We start from the raw sequence: 17,274 nt of genomic DNA, 5'->3' as shown, positions 1-17,274 counted from the left end.
TCTGAAGAAAGACCGACCCATGCATGCTTCCGTGCCGCGCGTTCTCGCCGCCAACAAAAAGGCTGTCTTCGACAAGATCGCCGGCCTGCTGCCCGAGATGGAGAAAATCTATCTCGACCTGCACCGTCATCCCGAACTCTCCATGCAGGAAGTGCGCACGGCGGGCGTCGCCGCCAACTGGATGAAGAAATATGGCTTCGAGGTTCATGAGGGCATCGGCAAGACCGGCGTTGTCGCGCTGCTGAAGAATGGCGAGGGTCCGGTGATCCTGCTGCGCGCCGATATGGATGGCCTTCCCGTCAAGGAGAAGACTGGCCTCGATTATGCCAGCACACAGACCGGCACCGACCGTTTCGGCCAGTCGGTGTCGATCATGCATGCCTGCGGTCATGACCTGCATGTCACCTGGCTGATGGCCGTCGGTCGCCTGCTGTCAGAGCATCGCGATACCTGGAAGGGCACGGTGATGGCTGTGTTCCAGCCCGCCGAAGAGATTGGCGCTGGCGCGCGCGCCATGCTGAATGACGGCATGGTGAAGAAATTCCCTAAGCCGACCGTGTCGTTGGGCCAGCATGTCATCCCGATGCCGGCCGGCACCATCGGCTACAAGCCGGGCGTCGCCATGTCGGCCGCCGACAGCTGGGAAGTGAAGATCTTCGGCCGTGGCGCCCATGGCTCCAAGCCGCAGAACAGTATTGATCCCGTCGTGATGGCTGCAGCCACGGTCATGCGCTTGCAGACCGTGGTGTCGCGCGAGGTGGCGATGGCCGACAGCGCCGTGGTCACCGTCGGCACGTTACAGTCCGGCCTGAATGAGAACGTGATTCCCGACGAGGCGTTACTGCGCCTGAATATCCGCACTTTCAAGGAAAGCGTGCGCACCCGCGTGCTGGCCTCGGTCAAGCGCATCATCGAGGCCGAGGCCGCAGCCTCGGGCGCGCCAAAGCCGCCGGCGATTTCCGAAATCAGCCAGTTCCCGCTCACCATCAATGACGAAGCGGCGACCATGCGCACGGTCGAGGGCATGCAGGCTTATTTCGGCGCCGACCGTGTTGTGCAGGTCGAGCCGGCCTCGGGCAGTGAGGATTTCGGCCTGTTCGGCACGGCATGGAATGTGCCGTCCGTTTTCTGGGTAATCGGCGGCACCGACCCCGAGCTGTTCGCCAAGGCGCAAAAGAGCGAAGACCCCAGCATCCTGCCGGTCAACCATTCGCCGTTCTATGCACCGGTGCTGAATCCCACGCTGCGCACCGGCATCGAGGCGATGCTGGCGACAGCCTATACCTGGTTGGATTAAGTCGGGCTGGACGGATCCGGGTCGGGCAGGTCCTGCGGCTTCGCGAAGACACCGCCGTCCAGCATCCAGCTGAAGCTGGCGGGGAAATCGAAATCGGGTTCCTGCGAGGCGGCCATGGTGGCGGCGCCCAGCGTCGCGCCGTTGGCCAGCTCGGCCAGTAGACGATCCTCGCCGTGATCCAGTTTGTGCCAGCAGACCTCGATGCCGCGCCGCCACACCAGCAGGCGTTCGCTGCTGCCGGCCATGCGGATGCGATCCACCACAGGTGAATCCGGTTGGTGCACCTGCCAGATCTGGCTGACCGGGAAGGGCGTCGACAGGCGTTGCACCGAGGGATGCAGCGGCAACGGCATCTGAGCGGTGGTGTCTGAATCCGGCAGGTCTTCCGGCCGCAGGATGTCGGTATCGTCAGCCTGTGCCGCGATATTAAGCGCCCATTCGAAAGCGGCGATGTCGGGCAGATAATGGTGGCCGCCCAGGTCGGGCAGGGCGGCGAGGAAGGTCGGGAAGCCGTCGCCATACAGGCTCAGGATCGGCGAGCGCGGCGGATCGAAGATCAAAAAGTCGCGTGCCGTCTGGGCGAAGAAGGCTTCGCCGACCAGGGCGCGGGTGACGGGAAAAACCGTGGCCAGGCTTTCCAGCAGGCTGGCGCGGAAACGGTCGGCATAAATCTGCAGACGGCCTTCGGCCGGAATCGCGTCACCAATCACCTTCTCGGCCACCGCATGCAGCGAACCGGTCAGGGCGTCGGCGAATTCGCGCTGGCGTTCAAGCAGCGCGCTCATCGCCGCCTTCCGTTGTCGTGAGAGTGTCGCCCGGCAGGTCGCTGGGCCTGAGCGCCGCCGCGCGCTGCCGCGCCGCATGATCGGCTTCCGACAGCAAATGCCCCAGCGGCGGCAGGTTGCTGTCCCATTCCAGCAGCGTCGCCGCATGAGGGAAGCGCTGCACCGCGTTGGCATAGAGGCGCCAGACTGGTTCTGCGACCAGGGCTGCATGATCGTCGATCAGCATCAGGCGGCCGTCGGCCATTTTCTCGCTGTGGCCGCCGATGCGGATTTCATGTACCGCCGGCGCCGGCAGGCTGTCGAGATAGGCCTCCGCCACCGCCAGTGCTGACTCGCGGCCGACATGGTTGACGCTGGAGACATAGAGATTATTGACGTCGCAGAGGATGCCGCAGCCGGTTTCATTGCTCAGGCGGCTCAGGAATTCGGCTTCGGCGATCTGGCTTTCGCGGAAGCGCAGGTAAGTGGCCGGATTGGCCATCAGCAGCGGGCGCTTCAGCCGGGTCTGCACGATGTCGACGTTGCGGCAACAGTTTTCCAGCGTCTCGGCCGTATAGGGCAGCGGCAGCAGGTCATTGTAATAGCGCCCTTCGACGCCGACCCAGGCCAGATGCTCCGACAGCAGCACCGGATCGAGCCAGTCGACCAGGCGGGCCAGCCGTTCCAGATGCTCGGCATCGGGCAGTTCGCCGCCGCCCAGTCCCAGGCCGGTGCCCTGCACGGCCACCGGCCAGCGGGCACGGACCTGTTCCAGATACCAGCGGGCGGCGCCGCCACCCATATAGGTCTCGGCGTGAATCTCGACCCAGCCGACATCGGGCCGGCTGCGCAGCAGGTCGACATGATGCGGCGGCCGCAGGCTGATGCCGATCTGCTCCGGCGACAGCCGGGTCGGACCCGGAAAGGCGATGGGCTTCTGATCCGTCATGCTGCGGATGGTTGTTCCCTGTTAGGCACCCATGGCCTGCCGCCATGTGTACAGGGGTCGGAGTGTAGCATCCTGTGGACAGAATTACTCCCCGCGAACGGCGAGGAAAACTCTCAACTGCAGGTTATTTGTGGATATCCGCAGTCTGCTCGGCAGGCATGCCAAGCCGCCCCAGACCGGGCAGTTTGATGGCCGGGCGCAGCACATCCAGGCCGATGGTGAAGCCCAGCAGGTTGAGTTCCAGGCCCTCGCGCGCAGCGGCGGTGGCGCCGACCAGGCCAAACAGCGAGACCTGCCAGCCGGTGCCACTGGGAGCCGGGGCGACCAGCCGGGTGGCGCCGATCCAGTCCTTGCCCACGGCGGTGGGGGGTAGTTGCAGGCCCAGCTCCGGTACCTCGCGGGCCAGCCAGGCGACAAAGCTGTTGGAGTTCGGGCCCGGCCACATCACGTATTCGTCGCGCCAGGGATAGCGCTCGGCGGCTGAAATCAGCAGAGGGATGGCTGCGGCGGCTTCCGGGCCACGCAGGTCGTGCAGCAGCTCCGGCGCATTGCCGGCCCAGTAGCCATCGGGAACGCGCTGGCTGATCCGCACCGGCGCGCCACCCCAGCCCACCACCTCGTAACGGGTGTAGCTGGGTGCGCCGGCCGGCTTGACCACCACCCAGGTGTGGACGGCCAGCGCTCCACGCCAGCCCCAGACGCGGGCCGCGTAAACCTGCACCACGGCATCCTTGTAGGAGACGGGGTCAGGCGCGAGGCCGACGGAGTCCCAGCGGGCCTGCGACCAGTGCTTGCGCTCGGCTGTTGCAATCGACGCCCCACTGGCCAGCAAGGGCACGGCGATCAGGCCGGCGAGGCCGAGGAGGGCATAGCGGATGAGGGGGCGAAATCTGATGGTCATGTCTGCCTGCACGGAGAAGCATAGAATTTCCTCCGATTAAGGCAAAGCTGGGGCGTGTGCCGCCGGTGGTCTGTGACGCCGATCACCCGGCTCAGACAGCCATGACCCGGCGCAGGTGGAACAGGTCGGTGGACAGGTCATTGTCGCCGTCGATGGCCGACGGGCAGACCACCACGCCACGCTGTTTCAGAGCGGCGATCACTGCATCGGAATAGCAATGCGCCAGACCCTCCGGATAGGAGTAGTGACGCGGCCCGATGCCGGCTTTCTCGCGCAGGAGGTCCAGCGAGGTGTCGAGCTCCTGTTCCAGCGCCGTGGGGGTCAGGAAGGAGAGGATAGCATGGGTGTGTGAATGGCCGCCGACAACGAACAGCGGGTCGCTGTCGAGCCTGCGCACCTCATCCCAGGTCATCTTGCGATCCAGGGGATCGTCGGTCGACCAGGTTTCCGGCAGGCCAAGCTGCAGCTGGATATCGGTGGCGAGGCCGTCCATCGAAATGCTGCGATCGCTTTTGACCTGGCGCCGCACTTCACTCAGCAGCGCACGTTTCTCATCGTCGGTGGAAAAGCGCGCCTCATCGGTCCAGGGCAGTCGCAGCTTGCCGGCGGGAATCTGTTCGACAGCCCATTCAATGCGATCGACCCAGGACATGCGGTTCGACTGAATAAAATCGCTGGTGACATAGAAGGTGGCCGGAATGCCCAGATCGGCGAGAATGGGCGCGGCAACAGTCAGATTGTTGAGAAATCCGTCGTCAAACGTGATGCTGAAGCTTTTCGGCGGCAGCGGCTTGCCATCCGCCTGATGGGCGGCGACATCGTCCAGCGAAACAGGGTGGCCGCCGGCATCCAGTAGTGAACGCAGGCTGGCGGCGAAATAGTCGGCCTCAAGGTGCTTGCGCGTGTAATTGCGCACCGGATGCGTCTGTGTCTCGATCACGCCGTGGAATAGAAAAACCGCGAACCGATCATCCCGCAGTCGGGCTGCGTAATCCATCATAACGTCTCCGTGTAACGGGCGAAGCGTTTCACGCAGATCGCCTTCAATGGAGTGGGCATGAAGGAATAATATCGGCCTTTCTGGCGCTGCGCACGGGTTTCCAATCGGCCAGCCAGCATTTGTGTGACGGCCGTATCGGTCAGGCGCAGGCAGGTTTCCGTATTCGCCTGCCGCAACTGATGCAGGCTGCTGCCGCGCGCGATCTTCACCGGCTGGCAGTCCAGAATATCGCCCGTATCCAGATCCGCGGCGACGCGATGCAGGCAGGTGGCGATCCCGGCAAAATCGCCATGCCAGATCGACCACAGATGGGTGTCGAGGCCGCGATAGTGTTCAGGGTCTCCGCCATGCAGGTTGAGCAGCCGGCCGCCGGCCGCCGCAATCAGGTCGGCGCGCAGGATTCGGGTGCCGAAGGTGATGATCAGCTCGGCTTCGCTGGCAGTCAGCGCGGTGATGCAGTCGGCCTGGTTGATGTCATCGAAAACCTGCGTCCTGCAGAAGTCGGCGATACGGGCGGTCTTGCCACCGAACCAGTATTCGCGTTCGTAGGTTTCACGTTCGGCCTCAAAAGGGTGTGCGGTCTCATAAGGCGGCTTGAGCGAACCGCTTTCAACCAGCGCAAGGACGTCATGCCCGCGGTCGGCCAGTGCCCGCACGTAATGGGCGTGATGCAGCGTTTCAGTGGTGAGGATGCACAGGCGCATGATGGTTTGAATCCGAAGATCAGAGTCTGGCGCGCGGATGAGCGCCGTCATAGACCCGCAGCAGGGCCTCGGCATCCACCTCGGTATAGCGCTGCGTAGTGGTCAGTGAGGCATGGCCCAGCAGTTCCTGGATGGTGCGCAGGTCGCCGCCAGCCGCCAGCAGATGCGTCGCGAAACTGTGGCGCAGGGCATGTGGCGTGGCGGTCTCGGGCAGATTCAGCATGCGCCGTGCGTTGCGCATCGTCTTCTGGACGATGGCCGGGTCGACGCGCTTGCCGCGCGCGCCATAGAACAGCGGCGTGCCCTGGCTGATCGGATAGGGGCAGAGCCTTGCATAGACGGCGATGGCCTCGCGTACCACCGGTAGGATGGGCGCCAGGCGCTGCTTGTTGCCCTTGCCGGTCACTGTCAACGTGTCGCCCTTCGGCAGGTCTTCGCCATTGAGCCCCAGCGCCTCGCCCAGACGCAGTCCGGCGCCCCAGAGCAGCGTCAGGATTGCAGCGTCGCGTGCCTGCAGCCAAGGGGCGGTATCGGCCTCGTCGGCGGCGTCGATCACCTGCTGCGCGGCGGGTACGCTCAAGGGTTTGGGCACGCTATGCGGCCGCTTTGGCGTGCGGATCAGGTTGGCGGCAGCATTCTCCACCACGCCATCCTTCTGCAGGCGACGGAAGAAGCTGCGCACGGCACTTAAACTGCGCGCCAGCGAGGTGGCTTCGATGCCATCGTTGCGGCGGCGGCTCAAGTACGCGCGGAAATCGGCCTGACGCAAGGAGCGCAGGTCATCCAGCGTCGCAGCTTCGCCCAGATGATCGCTCAGGAAAGCCAGGAAACCCGACAGGTCTTGTCCGTAGGCGCGCAACGTATGTTTTGAAAAACGTTTTTCCTTGGCCAGCCAGCGATACCAGCCTTCTGCTTTGCCCTTCACGTCATCGGCGGCGAGGAAGAACGGCAGGTGCTCTTCGCTTGTGGTTATGGCTGCGGCAGATCGAGCCATGACCGCACCGACCGGCCGAGCACGCCGGCGAGGAATTGCAGCAGTTCGGTGCCCTGGTTGGGCTGGAACTTGTCGGCCTCGCGCGAGCCGAGCGCGAGCAGGGCTTGCGGCGCGGTCGGACCGAAATCCAGGCGCGCCAGCGCATCGGATTTCACCAGCGTCGCCGCCGGGCCGTAGATCCAGTCGGCGGCCTCGCAATGGTCGCGCGCCACGGCGGGCAGCGCACCGAGCAGCGTCTCGATGGCACCGCTGGGCAGCACGACCACGCCGCCAGTGGCAATGTCCTTCATTTTTTCCGGATCGCCTTCGACGCAGAGGCTGATGGCGTCGACCTCCAACAGGTCGGTCCAGTCCTGCGTCGCCATATGGATCATGTGCTCGAAGCTGCCGGCTTCCAGCAGCATCAGCACGGCGGCATGCACGCGCTGGGTGGCAGAGAGATTCTGGCGGCTGGCATCCAGCAGTTCGGTGCCGACATGCGACACGCGATGCAGTTCGCCTTGCAGGCGCTGCACCATGAAGCGCTGCAGGTCGACGACATTGTCGCCGCTCTGCTGGCGCGCCGGCGGCAGCAGGATGTCGCACAGGTCGGGATGGCGGGTCAGCAGATCAGGATGCTGCTGCAGCCAGGCAATGACCTCGGCCTCGCTGAGTGCGGGGGTGGAGAGCGGTGCTGTGGTGCGGTCGGCCATGACGGTGATCTTACTTGCTGTCCAGGATCGACTGGCCGGTCTTCTTCCAGTCGGCCAGGAAGGCGTCCAGCCCCTTGTCGGTGAGCGGATGCTTCACCAGGCTTTTCAGCACATTGGGCGGCAGCGTGGCGACATCGGCGCCCAGCTTGGCGGATTCGATCAGATGGATCGGATGGCGGATCGAGGCGACCAGCACCTCGGTCTTGAAATCGGGGTAGTTGTTGTAGATCTGCACGATGTCGGCGATCAGCTGCATGCCGTCCTGGCCGATATCGTCCAGCCGGCCCACGAAAGGCGAAATGAAGGTGGCGCCGGCCTTGGCGGCGAGGATCGCCTGGGCGGGCGAGAAGCACAGCGTCACGTTGACCATGATGCCGTCATCCGACAGCACCTTGCAGGTCTTAAGGCCGTCCATGGTCAGCGGCACCTTCACGGCCACGTTGGTGGCCAGGGCGGCCAGCTTACGGCCCTCGGCCAGCATGGTGGCATGGTCGGTGGCGGTCACCTCGGCCGAAACCGGACCCTTCACGATCTTGCAGATTTCCTTGATCGTGGTGACGAAATCCTTGCCGGTCTTGGCCACCAGGGAGGGATTGGTGGTCACGCCATCGAGCAGGCCGGTATCGTTGAGCTCTGCAATCTCGGCGATGTCGGCGGTATCGACGAAAAACTTCATGTCCTAAACTCCGTGGGCGGCTGCCGCGACGCGAATCGGCCGCGATGCTACAGTCGATTTGGTTAACAATACCCGACCCCGTAAGGTCATTCCACCGGAACCGCCCTTTTGCCCGCTGCCGACCAGATCCGCGTCCTGCTGCCGTTGCCGCTGGCCGAGCCGTTCACCTATCGGGTGGGCGAGGCGGGGCCATTGCAACCGGGCGACATCGTGGAAGTTCCCATCGGGACCCGGGTTTCGCTCGGCGTGGTCTGGGATGGCGTACCCGAGGCATTACCGCCTACCGCGAAGCTCAAATCCGTGCTGCGGCGCTGTGATGCGCCCCCGATCGCGCCCGCGCTGCGCAAGCTGGTGGACTGGGTCGCGGCCTATACGCTCAACCCCACCGGCGCGGTGCTGAAGATGTGCCTGCCGGAGCCGCGTGCCCTGATCGAAGCGCCGCCGCTGCGGCAGGTGCTGCGTGCCGGCCCGGTGCCGGCCGATCTGCGTGCCAGTGCACAGAGAGATCGCGTCATGCAGATGGCAGCCGAGCGGCCGGGACTTGGCGTCACCGAACTGGCCGAGGCCGCCGCCGTCTCGCAGGCCGTGGTGCGCAAGCTGGTCGAGCTGGGTGCGCTGCAGTCCGAGAGCGTGCCGGCCTTCCGCGCGCCGCCATTGCCCGACTGGCAGCAGAGGGGGCGTCCGCTCAATCCGCTGCAGGCCGAAGCCGCCGCCGCCTTGCGCGCCGCCGTGGCCGCGAAAGATTTCTCCGTCACGTTGCTGGAAGGCGTAACAGGCGCGGGCAAGACGGAGGTCTATTACGAGGCGATCGCCGAGGCGCTGAAGGATGGTCGCCAGGTTCTGGTGCTGCTGCCCGAAATCGCGCTGACCCAGCAGTCGCTGGATCGCTTTGAGCAGCGCTTCAATGCGCCGGCCTGGGCCTGGCATTCGGAAATGGCCGAAGGCCGCCGCGCCGCCACCTTGCGGGCCATCAGCCGCGGCGAGGCGCGGGTGGTGATCGGGGCGCGCTCGGCCCTGTTTCTGCCCTATGCCGACCTGGCCTTGGTGGTGGTCGATGAAGAGCACGATGCCTCCTACAAGCAGGAAGAGGGCGTGATCTACAATGCCCGCGACATGGCGGTGGTGCGGGCCAAGCTGGAGGGCGCTGCCTGCGTGCTGGCCTCTGCCACACCCTCGCTGGAAAGTCTGCATAACGTGGCGCGCCGCCGCTATGCCCATGCCGTGCTGCCCGAACGCCATGGCACGGCGGTTCTGCCGAAGATCGATGTGGTCGATCTGCGGAAAGAGCGGTTGCCGGCGCAACGCTTCATCAGCGCGCCCTTGCGGCATGCGATTGAGGAAACCATCGGCAGTGGCGAGCAGGCCATGCTGTTCCTCAACCGCCGCGGCTATGCGCCGTTGACGCTGTGCGGCGCCTGCGGCCATCGGATGAGCTGCCCGAACTGCTCGGCCTGGCTGGTTGAGCACAAGCGCCATGGCCGCCTGCAATGCCACCACTGCGGCCATCAGGAGCGCCTGCCGCAGCATTGCCCGCAATGCAACGCCGAAGACAAGTTCAAGGCCTGTGGCCCTGGCGTTGAGCGGCTGGTGGAGGAAGCCTCCAGCCTGTTCCCCGATGCGCGCATCGCCATGATGGCCTCGGATACCACCAATACGCCCGCGCAGATTTCCGAAGTGCTGACGCGCATGGAGAAGGGTGAGGTCGATATCCTGATCGGTACGCAGATCGTGGCCAAGGGGCATCACTTCCCGCTACTCACGCTGGTTGGGGTCATCGATGCCGACCTGGGCCTGGCCGGCGGCGATCCGCGCGCCGCCGAGCGCACGCACCAGCTGCTCACCCAGGTGGCCGGCCGTGCCGGCCGCGCCGCGCATCCTGGTCGTGTGCTGCTGCAGAGTTTCCTGCCCGAGCATCCGGTGATCATGGCGCTCAGCAAGCATGATGGAGTCGGTTTCCTGGCGGCTGAAATGGCCGAGCGGCAGCGCGCCGGCATGCCGCCCTTTGGCCGCCTGGCATCCCTGATCATCAGTGGCCCCGATCAGGCCCAGGTCGAGCAGGCTTCGCGTGCGCTGGCCCGCGTCGCCCCCAGGGGCGATGGCCTGGTTGTACTCGGCCCGGCGCCGGCGCCGCTGCATTACCTGCGTGGCCGCTTCCGCGAACGGCTGCTGCTCAAGGCCAGTCGCGAGATCGACGTGCCCGCCGTGTTGCGGGAATGGATCGCAAAAGTAAAACTACCCTCGGCTGTAAAGCGGGCCGTCGACGTCGATCCGTATAGCTTTCTGTAAGACTTGGGCTTTTAAAGTGGGCCGCAACGGCCGCGCCCGGCGACGGCTGAGTCTATTCGAGGGGAAGACTTTCATGCGGATTCATTGCGGTTCAGCGCTCGGCGTCCTGGCCATTGCGGCGCTGCTGCTGTCAGGCTGCTTCGAGGCCAAGGAAACCGCGCCCGAGAAGCGCCATATGGCGCTTAGCAACTTCGTGCAGTTCATCCAGAAGACCGGCGGCCTGAAAAGCCTCAACACTTTCTACAAGCGCCGCCCCGAGATCAATTCCGAGGAAAGCCTTGGCGTGATCTATGACGGTGCGCGCACCCAGGGCGAGGTGATGCGCTTCAATGACAAGCAGCTGGCCAAGGAAATGCTGCCGGCGCTGCAGGCTGTGCGCAAGCGACTGGGCGAATCCGAGAATTGCGCGCTGCGCGGCTATTTCATTGCCTGTGGCGAAGACAAGTTCGTCGAAATCTTCAAGAAGTGGGAATGAGGCGGCCTCAGTAGCCGCGCTTGTAATCCACCACGCGCAGCAGCGGCTGGCCGCTCTGCATGCGTTTTATGTTGTCGACGATCTGTGGCGCCACCTGCGCCGGGATGCTGTCGGCCGCGTTATGCGGCGTCACTGTCACCTTGGGATGAGTCCAGAAGGGATGGTCGTCGCGCAGGGGTTCTTCGTCGAAGACATCCAATGTCGCGCCTGACAGCCATTCGCTGTCCAGCGCATGCAGCAGGTCGGCTTCCGCCACATGGCCGCCGCGGGCAGCGTTGATGATATAGGCGCCGCGCGGCAGCAGGGAGAGCGAGCGGCGGTTGATGATGCCACGGGTTTCCTTGGTCAGCGGCAACAGGCAGATGAGCACGTTGCACAGCCGCAGGAAGCTATCGAGATGATCGTCGCCATGGAAGCTGGTGACGCCATCGACCGCCTTCAGGCCGCGGCTCCAGCTCACCAGTTGGAAGCCGAAGGGCTTCAGCTTCTCGGCCGCCGCCGTGCCCAGCGCGCCCATGCCCATAATGCCGACAACGCGCTCGCTGGCATCCACCGGCGCCAGCCACTTCCAGGTCTTGTTGCGCTGGTTCAGCGCCATGGCATCGACCTGACGGTGAAAGCGCAACACATGCAGCAGGATATATTCCGTCATCGCCACGGTCAGGCGTTCATCCACCACGCGGGTCAACGGCACATGACGCGGCAGCTCGGGGTCGGCCAGGATGGCGTCGACGCCGGCGCCGAAAGCGTGGATCAGCTTCAGATTGGGAAAGCTTTTCAGCAGGCCATGCGGCGGCTTGGCCACCACGGCGGCCTCAATCTCGGCCGGATTGCCAGTCTGCGGATGCAGGCGGATATCCAGTGTGGGGTCGATGGCGCGCATGGCGGCGGCCCATTCGGCCGGGTCATGCGCCTTGGTATAGATCAGAACAGCCATAGAGCTTTCTTTGAAGTATTGGGCTTGGGGATTATGTACGGGTGGCGGTTTCGTGACGCACCGCAATCTCGAAGGCGGCGGCGATCAGCGCGCGGGTATAGTCATTCTGCGGGGCGTCGAAAATCTGCTTCGCCGTGTTTTCTTCCACCACCTTGCCGTCTTTCATCACCATGACGCGGTCGGCTAGCGCCCGCACCACGCGCAAATCGTGGCTGATGAACAGATAGGCCAGGCCGTGTTTCTCCTGAAGGTCGCGCAGCAGGTCGACGATCTGGGCTTGCACGCTCATGTCCAGCGCCGAGGTAGGCTCGTCCAGCACCAGGAATTTCGGCTTCAGCACCATGGCGCGTGCAATCGCGATGCGCTGGCGTTGGCCGCCGGAGAATTCATGCGGATAGCGATCCATGGTAGCGGGATCTAGGCCCACTTCGGTGAGTGCAGCCGCCACCATGCTGCGGCGCTCGCTCTCGGACCCGCCGATGCCATGCACCTTCAGGCCCTCAGACACGATATGGAAGACTGACATGCGCGGCGAGAGTGAGTCGAACGGATCCTGGAACACGATCTGCATCTGGCGGCGCAGGGCGCGGATCTCGGCCCAGCTTTTGCCCTGCAGATCCTGGCCCTGGAAACGGATCAGGCCGGTGCTTTTCTGCAGGCGCAGCAGCGCATAGGCCAGCGTCGACTTGCCCGAGCCGCTTTCACCGACAACGCCCAACGTTTCGCCGGCGCGGATCTGGAAACTGACGCCATCGACGGCCTTGATATGGCCGATGGTGCGCTTGAACAGGCCGGCCGTGATCGGGAACCAGACCTTCAGGTCCTTTGCCTCGGCCACCATCGACGCATCGACAGGGGCGACGGCGGCGACGCCCTTGGGCTCGGCGGCGAGCAGCTTTTTCGTATAGGCATGGCTCGGTTGGCCGAAAACCTGCGCCACCGGGCCGCTCTCGACGATCTTCCCCTCGGTCATGACACAGACGCGGTCGGCCACGTTGCGCACGATGTTCAGGTCATGTGTGATCAGCAGCAGCGCCATGCCCATCTTCTGCTGCAGGTCTTTCAGCAGCTTCAGGATCTGCGCCTGGATGGTGACGTCGAGCGCGGTGGTCGGCTCATCGGCGATCAGGATGTCGGGTTCGTTGGCGAGCGCCATGGCGATCATCACGCGTTGGCGCTGACCACCTGACAGCTGGTGCGGATAGGCGCCGAGCCGCTGCTCGGCCTGAGGCAGGCCGACCAGCTTCAGGAGCTCCAGCGTACGGGCGCGTGCCTGCGCCCGGTTCATGCCCTTGTGCAGGGTCAGCACCTCGTTCACCTGCTGCTCGATGGTGTGCAGCGGGTTGAGCGAGGTCATCGGCTCCTGGAAGACCATGGCGATGCGGTTGCCGCGAATACGGCGCAGCACCTCTGGCGATGCGGCCACCAGGTTCTCGCCCCGGTATGTGATGCTGCCGGCGGGATGGCTGGCCAGCGGATAGGGCAGCAGCTGCAGCACCGACAGCGCCGTCACTGATTTGCCCGAGCCGCTTTCGCCGACCAGGGCCAGGGTCTCGCCGGACGCGATGTCGAAGCTGACGCCGCGCACCGCCTCGGGGTTGTCGCCGAAACGCACATGCAGGTCTTTCACCGACAGAAGCGCATCGGTCATTTGAAGATCTTCCGGGGGTCGAAGGCGTCGCGCACGGCCTCGCCGATGAACAGCAGCAGGCTGAGCATCACGGCGAGGATCATGAAGGCAGTGATGCCGAGCCAGGGTGCCTGGATGTTGTTCTTGCCCTGGCTGAGCAGCTCGCCCAGCGAGGGCGAACCCGGTGGCAGGCCGAAGCCGAGGAAGTCGAGTGCCGTGAGCGTGGTGATCGAGCCGTTCAGGATGAAAGGCAGCATGGTCAGCGTCGCCACCATGGCATTGGGCAGCAGATGGCGGACCATGATGCCGCTGTCGGACACGCCGAGCGCACGGGCGGCGCGCACATAGCCGAAGTTGCGGGCGCGCAGGAATTCCGCGCGCACCACACCGACCAGTGCCATCCATGAGAACAGCAGCATGATGCCGAGCAGCCACCAGAAATTCGGCTGCACGATGCTCGCCAGGATGATGAGCAGGTAGAGGGTCGGCAGACCGGACCAGATTTCGATGAAGCGCTGGAACAGCAGGTCGGTCTTGCCGCCGAAATAACCCTGCACCGCGCCGGCAGTCACGCCGATGATCGAACTGAAGATGGTGAGGATCAAGCCGAACAGCACGCTGATGCGGAAGCCGTAGATCAGGCGCGCCAGCACGTCACGGCCCTGGTCGTCGGTGCCGAGCCAGTTTTCCCTGCTAGGTGGGGCAGGGGCTGGACGGCCGAGCTCGTAATTGATGGTGCGGTAGCTGTAGCGGATCGGCGGCCAGATCATCCAGCCGTCCTTTTCCTTGATCAGGTCGGCGACGAACTGGTCGCGGTATTTCGCCTCGGTTTCGAAGTCGCCGCCGAAAGTGGTCTCCGGATAGGCCTTGAAGGCCGGATAGTAGAACTGCCCGTCGTAGCGCAGCAGGACGGGAGAATCGTTGGCGATCAGCTCAGCACTCAGGCTGAGCGCGAAGAGTGCCAGGAAAATCCACAGCGACCAGAAGCCGCGCTTGTTGGCGCGGAAGTTGTGCCAGCGGCGGGCATTGATGGGCGACAGGGTCATGCCTGCCTGCTCTCGAAGTCGATGCGCGGATCGATCACCATATACATCAGGTCGGAGACCAGGCCGACCACCAAACCCAGCAGGGTGAAGATGAACAGCGAGCCGAACATGATCGGATAGTCGCGCTTCAGCGCTGCCTCGAAACCAAGCAGGCCTAGCCCGTCGAGCGAGAAGATCACCTCGATCAGCAGCGAGGAGGTGAAGAGGATGCCGATGAAGGCGCCGGGAAAGCCTGCAATCACGATCAGCATGGCATTGCGGAAGACGTGGCCGTACAGCACGCGGCCCTCGCTCAGGCCTTTGGCCCGGGCGGTCAGCACATAGAGCTTGTTGATTTCTTCCATGAAGGAATTCTTGGTCAGCATGGTCAGGCCGGCGAAGCCACCGATCACCATGGCCATGACCGGCAGCACGAGATGCCAGAAGTAGTCCAGAATCCGGCCCCCCAAACTGAGCTGCGCCCAGTTGTCCGAGGTAAGCCCGCGCAAGGGGAACCACTGCACGAAGCTGCCGCCGGCAAACAGAACGACCAGCAGCACGGCGAACAGGAAGCCCGGGATGGCCTCGCCGATCACGATGGCGGCCGAGGACCAGATGTCGAAGCGGCTGCCATCGCGTACCGCCTTGCCGATGCCGAGCGGGATCGAGATCAGGTAGACGAGCAGCGTGGTCCACAGGCCGAGCGAGATCGAGACCGGCAGTTTTTCCAGGATCAGGTCCACCACCGGGCGGTCCTTGAAATAGCTGACGCCGAAATCCAGCCGGGCATATTGGCCCAGCATGAGCAGGAAACGCTCATGTGCCGGCTTGTCGAAGCCGAACTGCTTTTCGATCTTCTTGATGAATTCCGGGTCCAGGCCCTGCGCGCCGCGATAGCGGCTGCTGGCACCTTCGGCCGCCTGGGCGAAGGCGCCGCCGGCCGGGCCGGTTTCGCTGCCCGAGGCGCCGCCGATCCGCGCCGTGCTGTCGGCGGCCGTGCCCGTCACCTGGGCGATGACCTGCTCGACGGGGCCGCCGGGCGCGAACTGCACCACGACGAAATTGATCAGAATGATGCCGAACAGGGTCGGCAGGATCAGGGCCAGGCGGCGGAGGATATAGGCGAGCATGCTTGGCGGCCGCATCCGTCTTGCGAAATCAATGACTTCAATTGACCACAGCGCACTGACAGACGCAAACCGGCGGCATGGTTTGTTTGTTCAATCTATTTTTAGCAAGGGGCGATGTCATTGCGATTGAACAAAATAGAAACAAATACCGCCGTGGGTTGCCAGGCCCCATATGGAAATCAGGCCATTCGCCAGGCTGCGCGCTGGAGTCCCATGCGGCCATCCAAGATCGCTGGCGCGAGTCGCGGTCAGGTCAAAAAATGGCGATCTTCTAGGAGAATTATGGCGCCAGACGTTTCAAAATGGGGCGTTTGGAAATATAAGTGATGCGCGCGCGAATCGACGAATGGTGCATGTTTAATGGCAAAGCAGTTGCCGGTTTCTTCCGTCGTCCACGGAATCGAAAGACTCACGTTCAAAGGGCTGGACGACATCGTCAGGTCTTTCATCACCAAGCGTCATGCATATTTTGGCGTACAGCGGGTCGATTTCGGCCAGCCGGCGTCAAATGACGGGCCTGTGCTGCATATCTCGGCAGAGAATGTGCTGACGGATTTCGATTACGTAGAGCAGGCGCTGGCCAAGCTGCAGGCTGGCGCCGGCGTGGTGACCCTGACCGGCGCGGTGCCCGGCACGCAGTTCGATCGCCTTACGAGGCCTGGCGCTGCAGGCGGTCCGGCCTATGTGCTGCAGGCGGATACGCAGCTTCGCTTCAACAACCAGTTCAATCTGCGCAAGGTGAAGCGGCATAAGATGTTCCGGCTGCTGCTCGAGCGCGAGCCGGAGCTGTGGAAGCTCGACATCGATGGCATCAACGCTGCGGTGAAACGGCATCATCTCGACTTGGCGCTCTATGGGGTGTCCGCGGGTGCGGTGTACCAGAAAACCTGCCCCCATTGTGGCGGCGCAGATCTGGTGCCGCTACATGGTCGTGCATCGCAGCCGGTGATTGGTTATGTCTCGCCTGAGATCGCTTTGTATGTTCAGTGCGTGTCCTGCGGTCTTGGCTTTATGACGCCGCATGTTGCGCCTGAGCGCACGGGCGAGCTGTACGATGACTACGATGCCGCCGATGGAGGCGCGCCTCTGGATGTGATCTTCGCGGCACCGATGGCGCCCAAGGTCAGGATCGCGCTCGACATGGCGGTCCAACATGTCCCGGACAACGCCCGGATTCTCGACCTCGGTGGCGGCAGTGGCCGCTTCTCGATGCATGCCAAGCAGCGACAGCCCAACTGGACGGTCGTTCATTCGGATTTTGACGCGAGACAGCATCATGAGCTCACGCAGCGTGGGATTGAAACCAAGGCGATCAATATAATCGCGGACGATCTAGGGCAGAATGAATACGACTTGATCACCGCATTCGAGGTGATCGAGCATCTGGATTTCAAAAGTTTCGTCAATCTGATGATGAAGGTCAAAGCGGCCCTGCGCCCCGGCGGTTGTTTCCTGCTGACCACACCGGACATGGATTCTCCGGCCATCCATGCTTTTGATTTCTTCAACGCATATGCACCGTATCACCTGCTGCTATTCGGAAAGTCATGGCTCACGACATATTTCGAGCGTTCGGGATCGGGCTTTGAAATTGTGGGGACCACGTCTGGCGCCGATCTTTTCGACGATGGTGCTGCTTACTTCGACTACTACGCTCAAACCTCTCCTACGCCGCAGCTGAAGGCAGCTGCCCGCGTCATGAAGACGCTGTTGGCGGACGAGAGGAATTGTTCCGACCTATTGTCCCGTGGATATGGATCGGAAGTCATCATGCTTCTACGGGCATAAACTGAGGGTCGGCAGGTGCTGTTTAA

Annotated in this window: 16 protein-coding genes; 4 read left to right on the top strand and 12 right to left on the bottom strand. The window is 63.6% G+C overall.

The window, feature by feature from the left end; translation table 11 throughout:
- The first annotated feature begins 19 nt into the window (after positions 1-19).
- Positions 20-1,297: a M20 family metallopeptidase gene (locus tag AC1RRT_RS04785; protein ID WP_493012640.1), complete on the top strand. Its 1,278-nt coding sequence runs from the start codon at positions 20-22 to the stop codon at positions 1,295-1,297.
- Here AC1RRT_RS04785 and AC1RRT_RS04780 read toward each other — a convergent pair.
- From AC1RRT_RS04780 to fsa, 8 genes are all read right to left on the bottom strand, one after another.
- Positions 1,294-2,082, bottom strand: a complete 789-nt coding sequence (locus AC1RRT_RS04780; RefSeq protein WP_493012639.1) for an HvfC/BufC N-terminal domain-containing protein — start codon at positions 2,080-2,082, stop codon at positions 1,294-1,296. The genes AC1RRT_RS04785 and AC1RRT_RS04780 overlap by 4 nt on opposite strands.
- Positions 2,066-3,010: an MbnB/TglH/ChrH family RiPP precursor modification enzyme gene (locus tag AC1RRT_RS04775; protein ID WP_493012638.1), complete on the bottom strand. Its 945-nt coding sequence runs from the start codon at positions 3,008-3,010 to the stop codon at positions 2,066-2,068. The genes AC1RRT_RS04780 and AC1RRT_RS04775 overlap by 17 nt, the downstream gene beginning before the upstream one ends.
- A 124-nt stretch (positions 3,011-3,134) precedes the next feature.
- On the bottom strand, positions 3,135-3,911 hold the full coding sequence (locus tag AC1RRT_RS04770) for a DUF3750 domain-containing protein (RefSeq protein ID WP_493012637.1): 777 nt from the start codon (positions 3,909-3,911) through the stop codon (positions 3,135-3,137).
- 91 nt (positions 3,912-4,002) lie between these two features.
- A complete protein-coding gene (locus AC1RRT_RS04765) occupies positions 4,003-4,908 on the bottom strand; it encodes a polysaccharide deacetylase family protein (RefSeq protein WP_493012636.1) in 906 nt (301 codons plus the stop codon).
- On the bottom strand, positions 4,908-5,615 hold the full coding sequence (locus AC1RRT_RS04760) for a formyltransferase family protein (RefSeq protein WP_493012635.1): 708 nt from the start codon (positions 5,613-5,615) through the stop codon (positions 4,908-4,910). The genes AC1RRT_RS04765 and AC1RRT_RS04760 overlap by 1 nt, the downstream gene beginning before the upstream one ends.
- A gap of 19 nt (positions 5,616-5,634) precedes the next feature.
- Positions 5,635-6,609 carry a tyrosine recombinase XerC gene (locus tag AC1RRT_RS04755; RefSeq protein WP_493012634.1) on the bottom strand — a complete coding sequence of 325 codons (975 nt, stop codon included), beginning with the start codon at positions 6,607-6,609 and terminating at the stop codon, positions 5,635-5,637.
- A complete protein-coding gene (locus tag AC1RRT_RS04750; protein WP_493012633.1) occupies positions 6,585-7,301 on the bottom strand; it encodes a DUF484 family protein in 717 nt (238 codons plus the stop codon). The genes AC1RRT_RS04755 and AC1RRT_RS04750 overlap by 25 nt, the downstream gene beginning before the upstream one ends.
- Before the next feature lie 10 nt (positions 7,302-7,311).
- On the bottom strand, positions 7,312-7,977 hold the full coding sequence (gene fsa, locus AC1RRT_RS04745) for a fructose-6-phosphate aldolase (protein ID WP_493012632.1): 666 nt from the start codon (positions 7,975-7,977) through the stop codon (positions 7,312-7,314).
- A 108-nt stretch (positions 7,978-8,085) separates the two neighbouring features.
- Here fsa and AC1RRT_RS04740 point away from each other — a divergent pair, with 108 nt between their 5' ends.
- Both AC1RRT_RS04740 and AC1RRT_RS04735 read left to right on the top strand, forming a co-directional pair.
- A complete protein-coding gene (locus AC1RRT_RS04740) occupies positions 8,086-10,263 on the top strand; it encodes a primosomal protein N' (protein WP_493012631.1) in 2,178 nt (725 codons plus the stop codon).
- Positions 10,264-10,336: 73 nt separating this feature from the next.
- The gene (locus AC1RRT_RS04735; RefSeq protein ID WP_493012630.1) at positions 10,337-10,738 is read left to right on the top strand and encodes a hypothetical protein; all 402 of its coding nucleotides are present in this window, start codon (positions 10,337-10,339) and stop codon (positions 10,736-10,738) included.
- 7 nt (positions 10,739-10,745) lie between these two features.
- Here the strand turns inward: AC1RRT_RS04735 and AC1RRT_RS04730 are convergent, their stop codons facing one another.
- Genes AC1RRT_RS04730 through AC1RRT_RS04715 form a run of 4 tightly spaced genes read right to left on the bottom strand, consistent with a single transcriptional unit; the run spans position 10,746 to position 15,460 of the window.
- A complete protein-coding gene (locus AC1RRT_RS04730) occupies positions 10,746-11,675 on the bottom strand; it encodes a 2-hydroxyacid dehydrogenase (protein WP_493012629.1) in 930 nt (309 codons plus the stop codon).
- A gap of 31 nt (positions 11,676-11,706) precedes the next feature.
- Positions 11,707-13,326, bottom strand: a complete 1,620-nt coding sequence (locus AC1RRT_RS04725) for an ABC transporter ATP-binding protein (protein WP_493012628.1) — start codon at positions 13,324-13,326, stop codon at positions 11,707-11,709.
- Positions 13,323-14,351 (bottom strand): ABC transporter permease, encoded by a 1,029-nt coding sequence (locus tag AC1RRT_RS04720; RefSeq protein ID WP_493012627.1) that lies wholly within the window; start codon positions 14,349-14,351, stop codon positions 13,323-13,325. The genes AC1RRT_RS04725 and AC1RRT_RS04720 overlap by 4 nt, the downstream gene beginning before the upstream one ends.
- A complete protein-coding gene (locus AC1RRT_RS04715) occupies positions 14,348-15,460 on the bottom strand; it encodes a microcin C ABC transporter permease YejB (RefSeq protein WP_493012626.1) in 1,113 nt (370 codons plus the stop codon). The genes AC1RRT_RS04720 and AC1RRT_RS04715 overlap by 4 nt, the downstream gene beginning before the upstream one ends.
- A gap of 360 nt (positions 15,461-15,820) precedes the next feature.
- On the opposite strand from AC1RRT_RS04715, the gene AC1RRT_RS04710 reads away from it, so the two are divergent.
- Entirely contained in the window at positions 15,821-17,248 is a 1,428-nt protein-coding gene (locus AC1RRT_RS04710; protein WP_493012625.1) for a class I SAM-dependent methyltransferase, read from the top strand.
- The last annotated feature ends 26 nt before the right edge of the window (positions 17,249-17,274 follow it).

This window comes from Ferrovibrio sp. GW821-FHT12B10, assembly GCF_058807515.1.
Note: the sequence above shows the minus strand (reverse complement) of the source record. Positions and strands in the feature narration are given on the sequence as shown.

Bases quoted from the DNA above. Each gene is read 5' to 3' on its own strand.
- AC1RRT_RS04780 (WP_493012639.1), bottom strand. From the start codon at position 2,082: ATGAGCGCGCTGCTTGAACGCCAGCGCGAATTCGCCGACGCCCTGACC.
- AC1RRT_RS04725 (WP_493012628.1), bottom strand. From the start codon at position 13,326: ATGACCGATGCGCTTCTGTCGGTGAAAGACCTGCATGTGCGTTTCGGC.
- AC1RRT_RS04785 (WP_493012640.1), top strand. From the start codon at position 20: ATGCATGCTTCCGTGCCGCGCGTTCTCGCCGCCAACAAAAAGGCTGTC.
- AC1RRT_RS04770 (WP_493012637.1), bottom strand. From the start codon at position 3,911: ATGACCATCAGATTTCGCCCCCTCATCCGCTATGCCCTCCTCGGCCTC.
- AC1RRT_RS04775 (WP_493012638.1), bottom strand. From the start codon at position 3,010: ATGACGGATCAGAAGCCCATCGCCTTTCCGGGTCCGACCCGGCTGTCG.
- AC1RRT_RS04750 (WP_493012633.1), bottom strand. From the start codon at position 7,301: ATGGCCGACCGCACCACAGCACCGCTCTCCACCCCCGCACTCAGCGAG.
- AC1RRT_RS04735 (WP_493012630.1), top strand. From the start codon at position 10,337: ATGCGGATTCATTGCGGTTCAGCGCTCGGCGTCCTGGCCATTGCGGCG.
- AC1RRT_RS04755 (WP_493012634.1), bottom strand. From the start codon at position 6,609: ATGGCTCGATCTGCCGCAGCCATAACCACAAGCGAAGAGCACCTGCCG.
- AC1RRT_RS04720 (WP_493012627.1), bottom strand. From the start codon at position 14,351: ATGACCCTGTCGCCCATCAATGCCCGCCGCTGGCACAACTTCCGCGCC.
- AC1RRT_RS04715 (WP_493012626.1), bottom strand. From the start codon at position 15,460: ATGCTCGCCTATATCCTCCGCCGCCTGGCCCTGATCCTGCCGACCCTG.
- AC1RRT_RS04730 (WP_493012629.1), bottom strand. From the start codon at position 11,675: ATGGCTGTTCTGATCTATACCAAGGCGCATGACCCGGCCGAATGGGCC.
- AC1RRT_RS04765 (WP_493012636.1), bottom strand. From the start codon at position 4,908: ATGGATTACGCAGCCCGACTGCGGGATGATCGGTTCGCGGTTTTTCTA.
- AC1RRT_RS04760 (WP_493012635.1), bottom strand. From the start codon at position 5,615: ATGCGCCTGTGCATCCTCACCACTGAAACGCTGCATCACGCCCATTAC.
- fsa (WP_493012632.1), bottom strand. From the start codon at position 7,977: ATGAAGTTTTTCGTCGATACCGCCGACATCGCCGAGATTGCAGAGCTC.
- AC1RRT_RS04710 (WP_493012625.1), top strand. From the start codon at position 15,821: ATGGCAAAGCAGTTGCCGGTTTCTTCCGTCGTCCACGGAATCGAAAGA.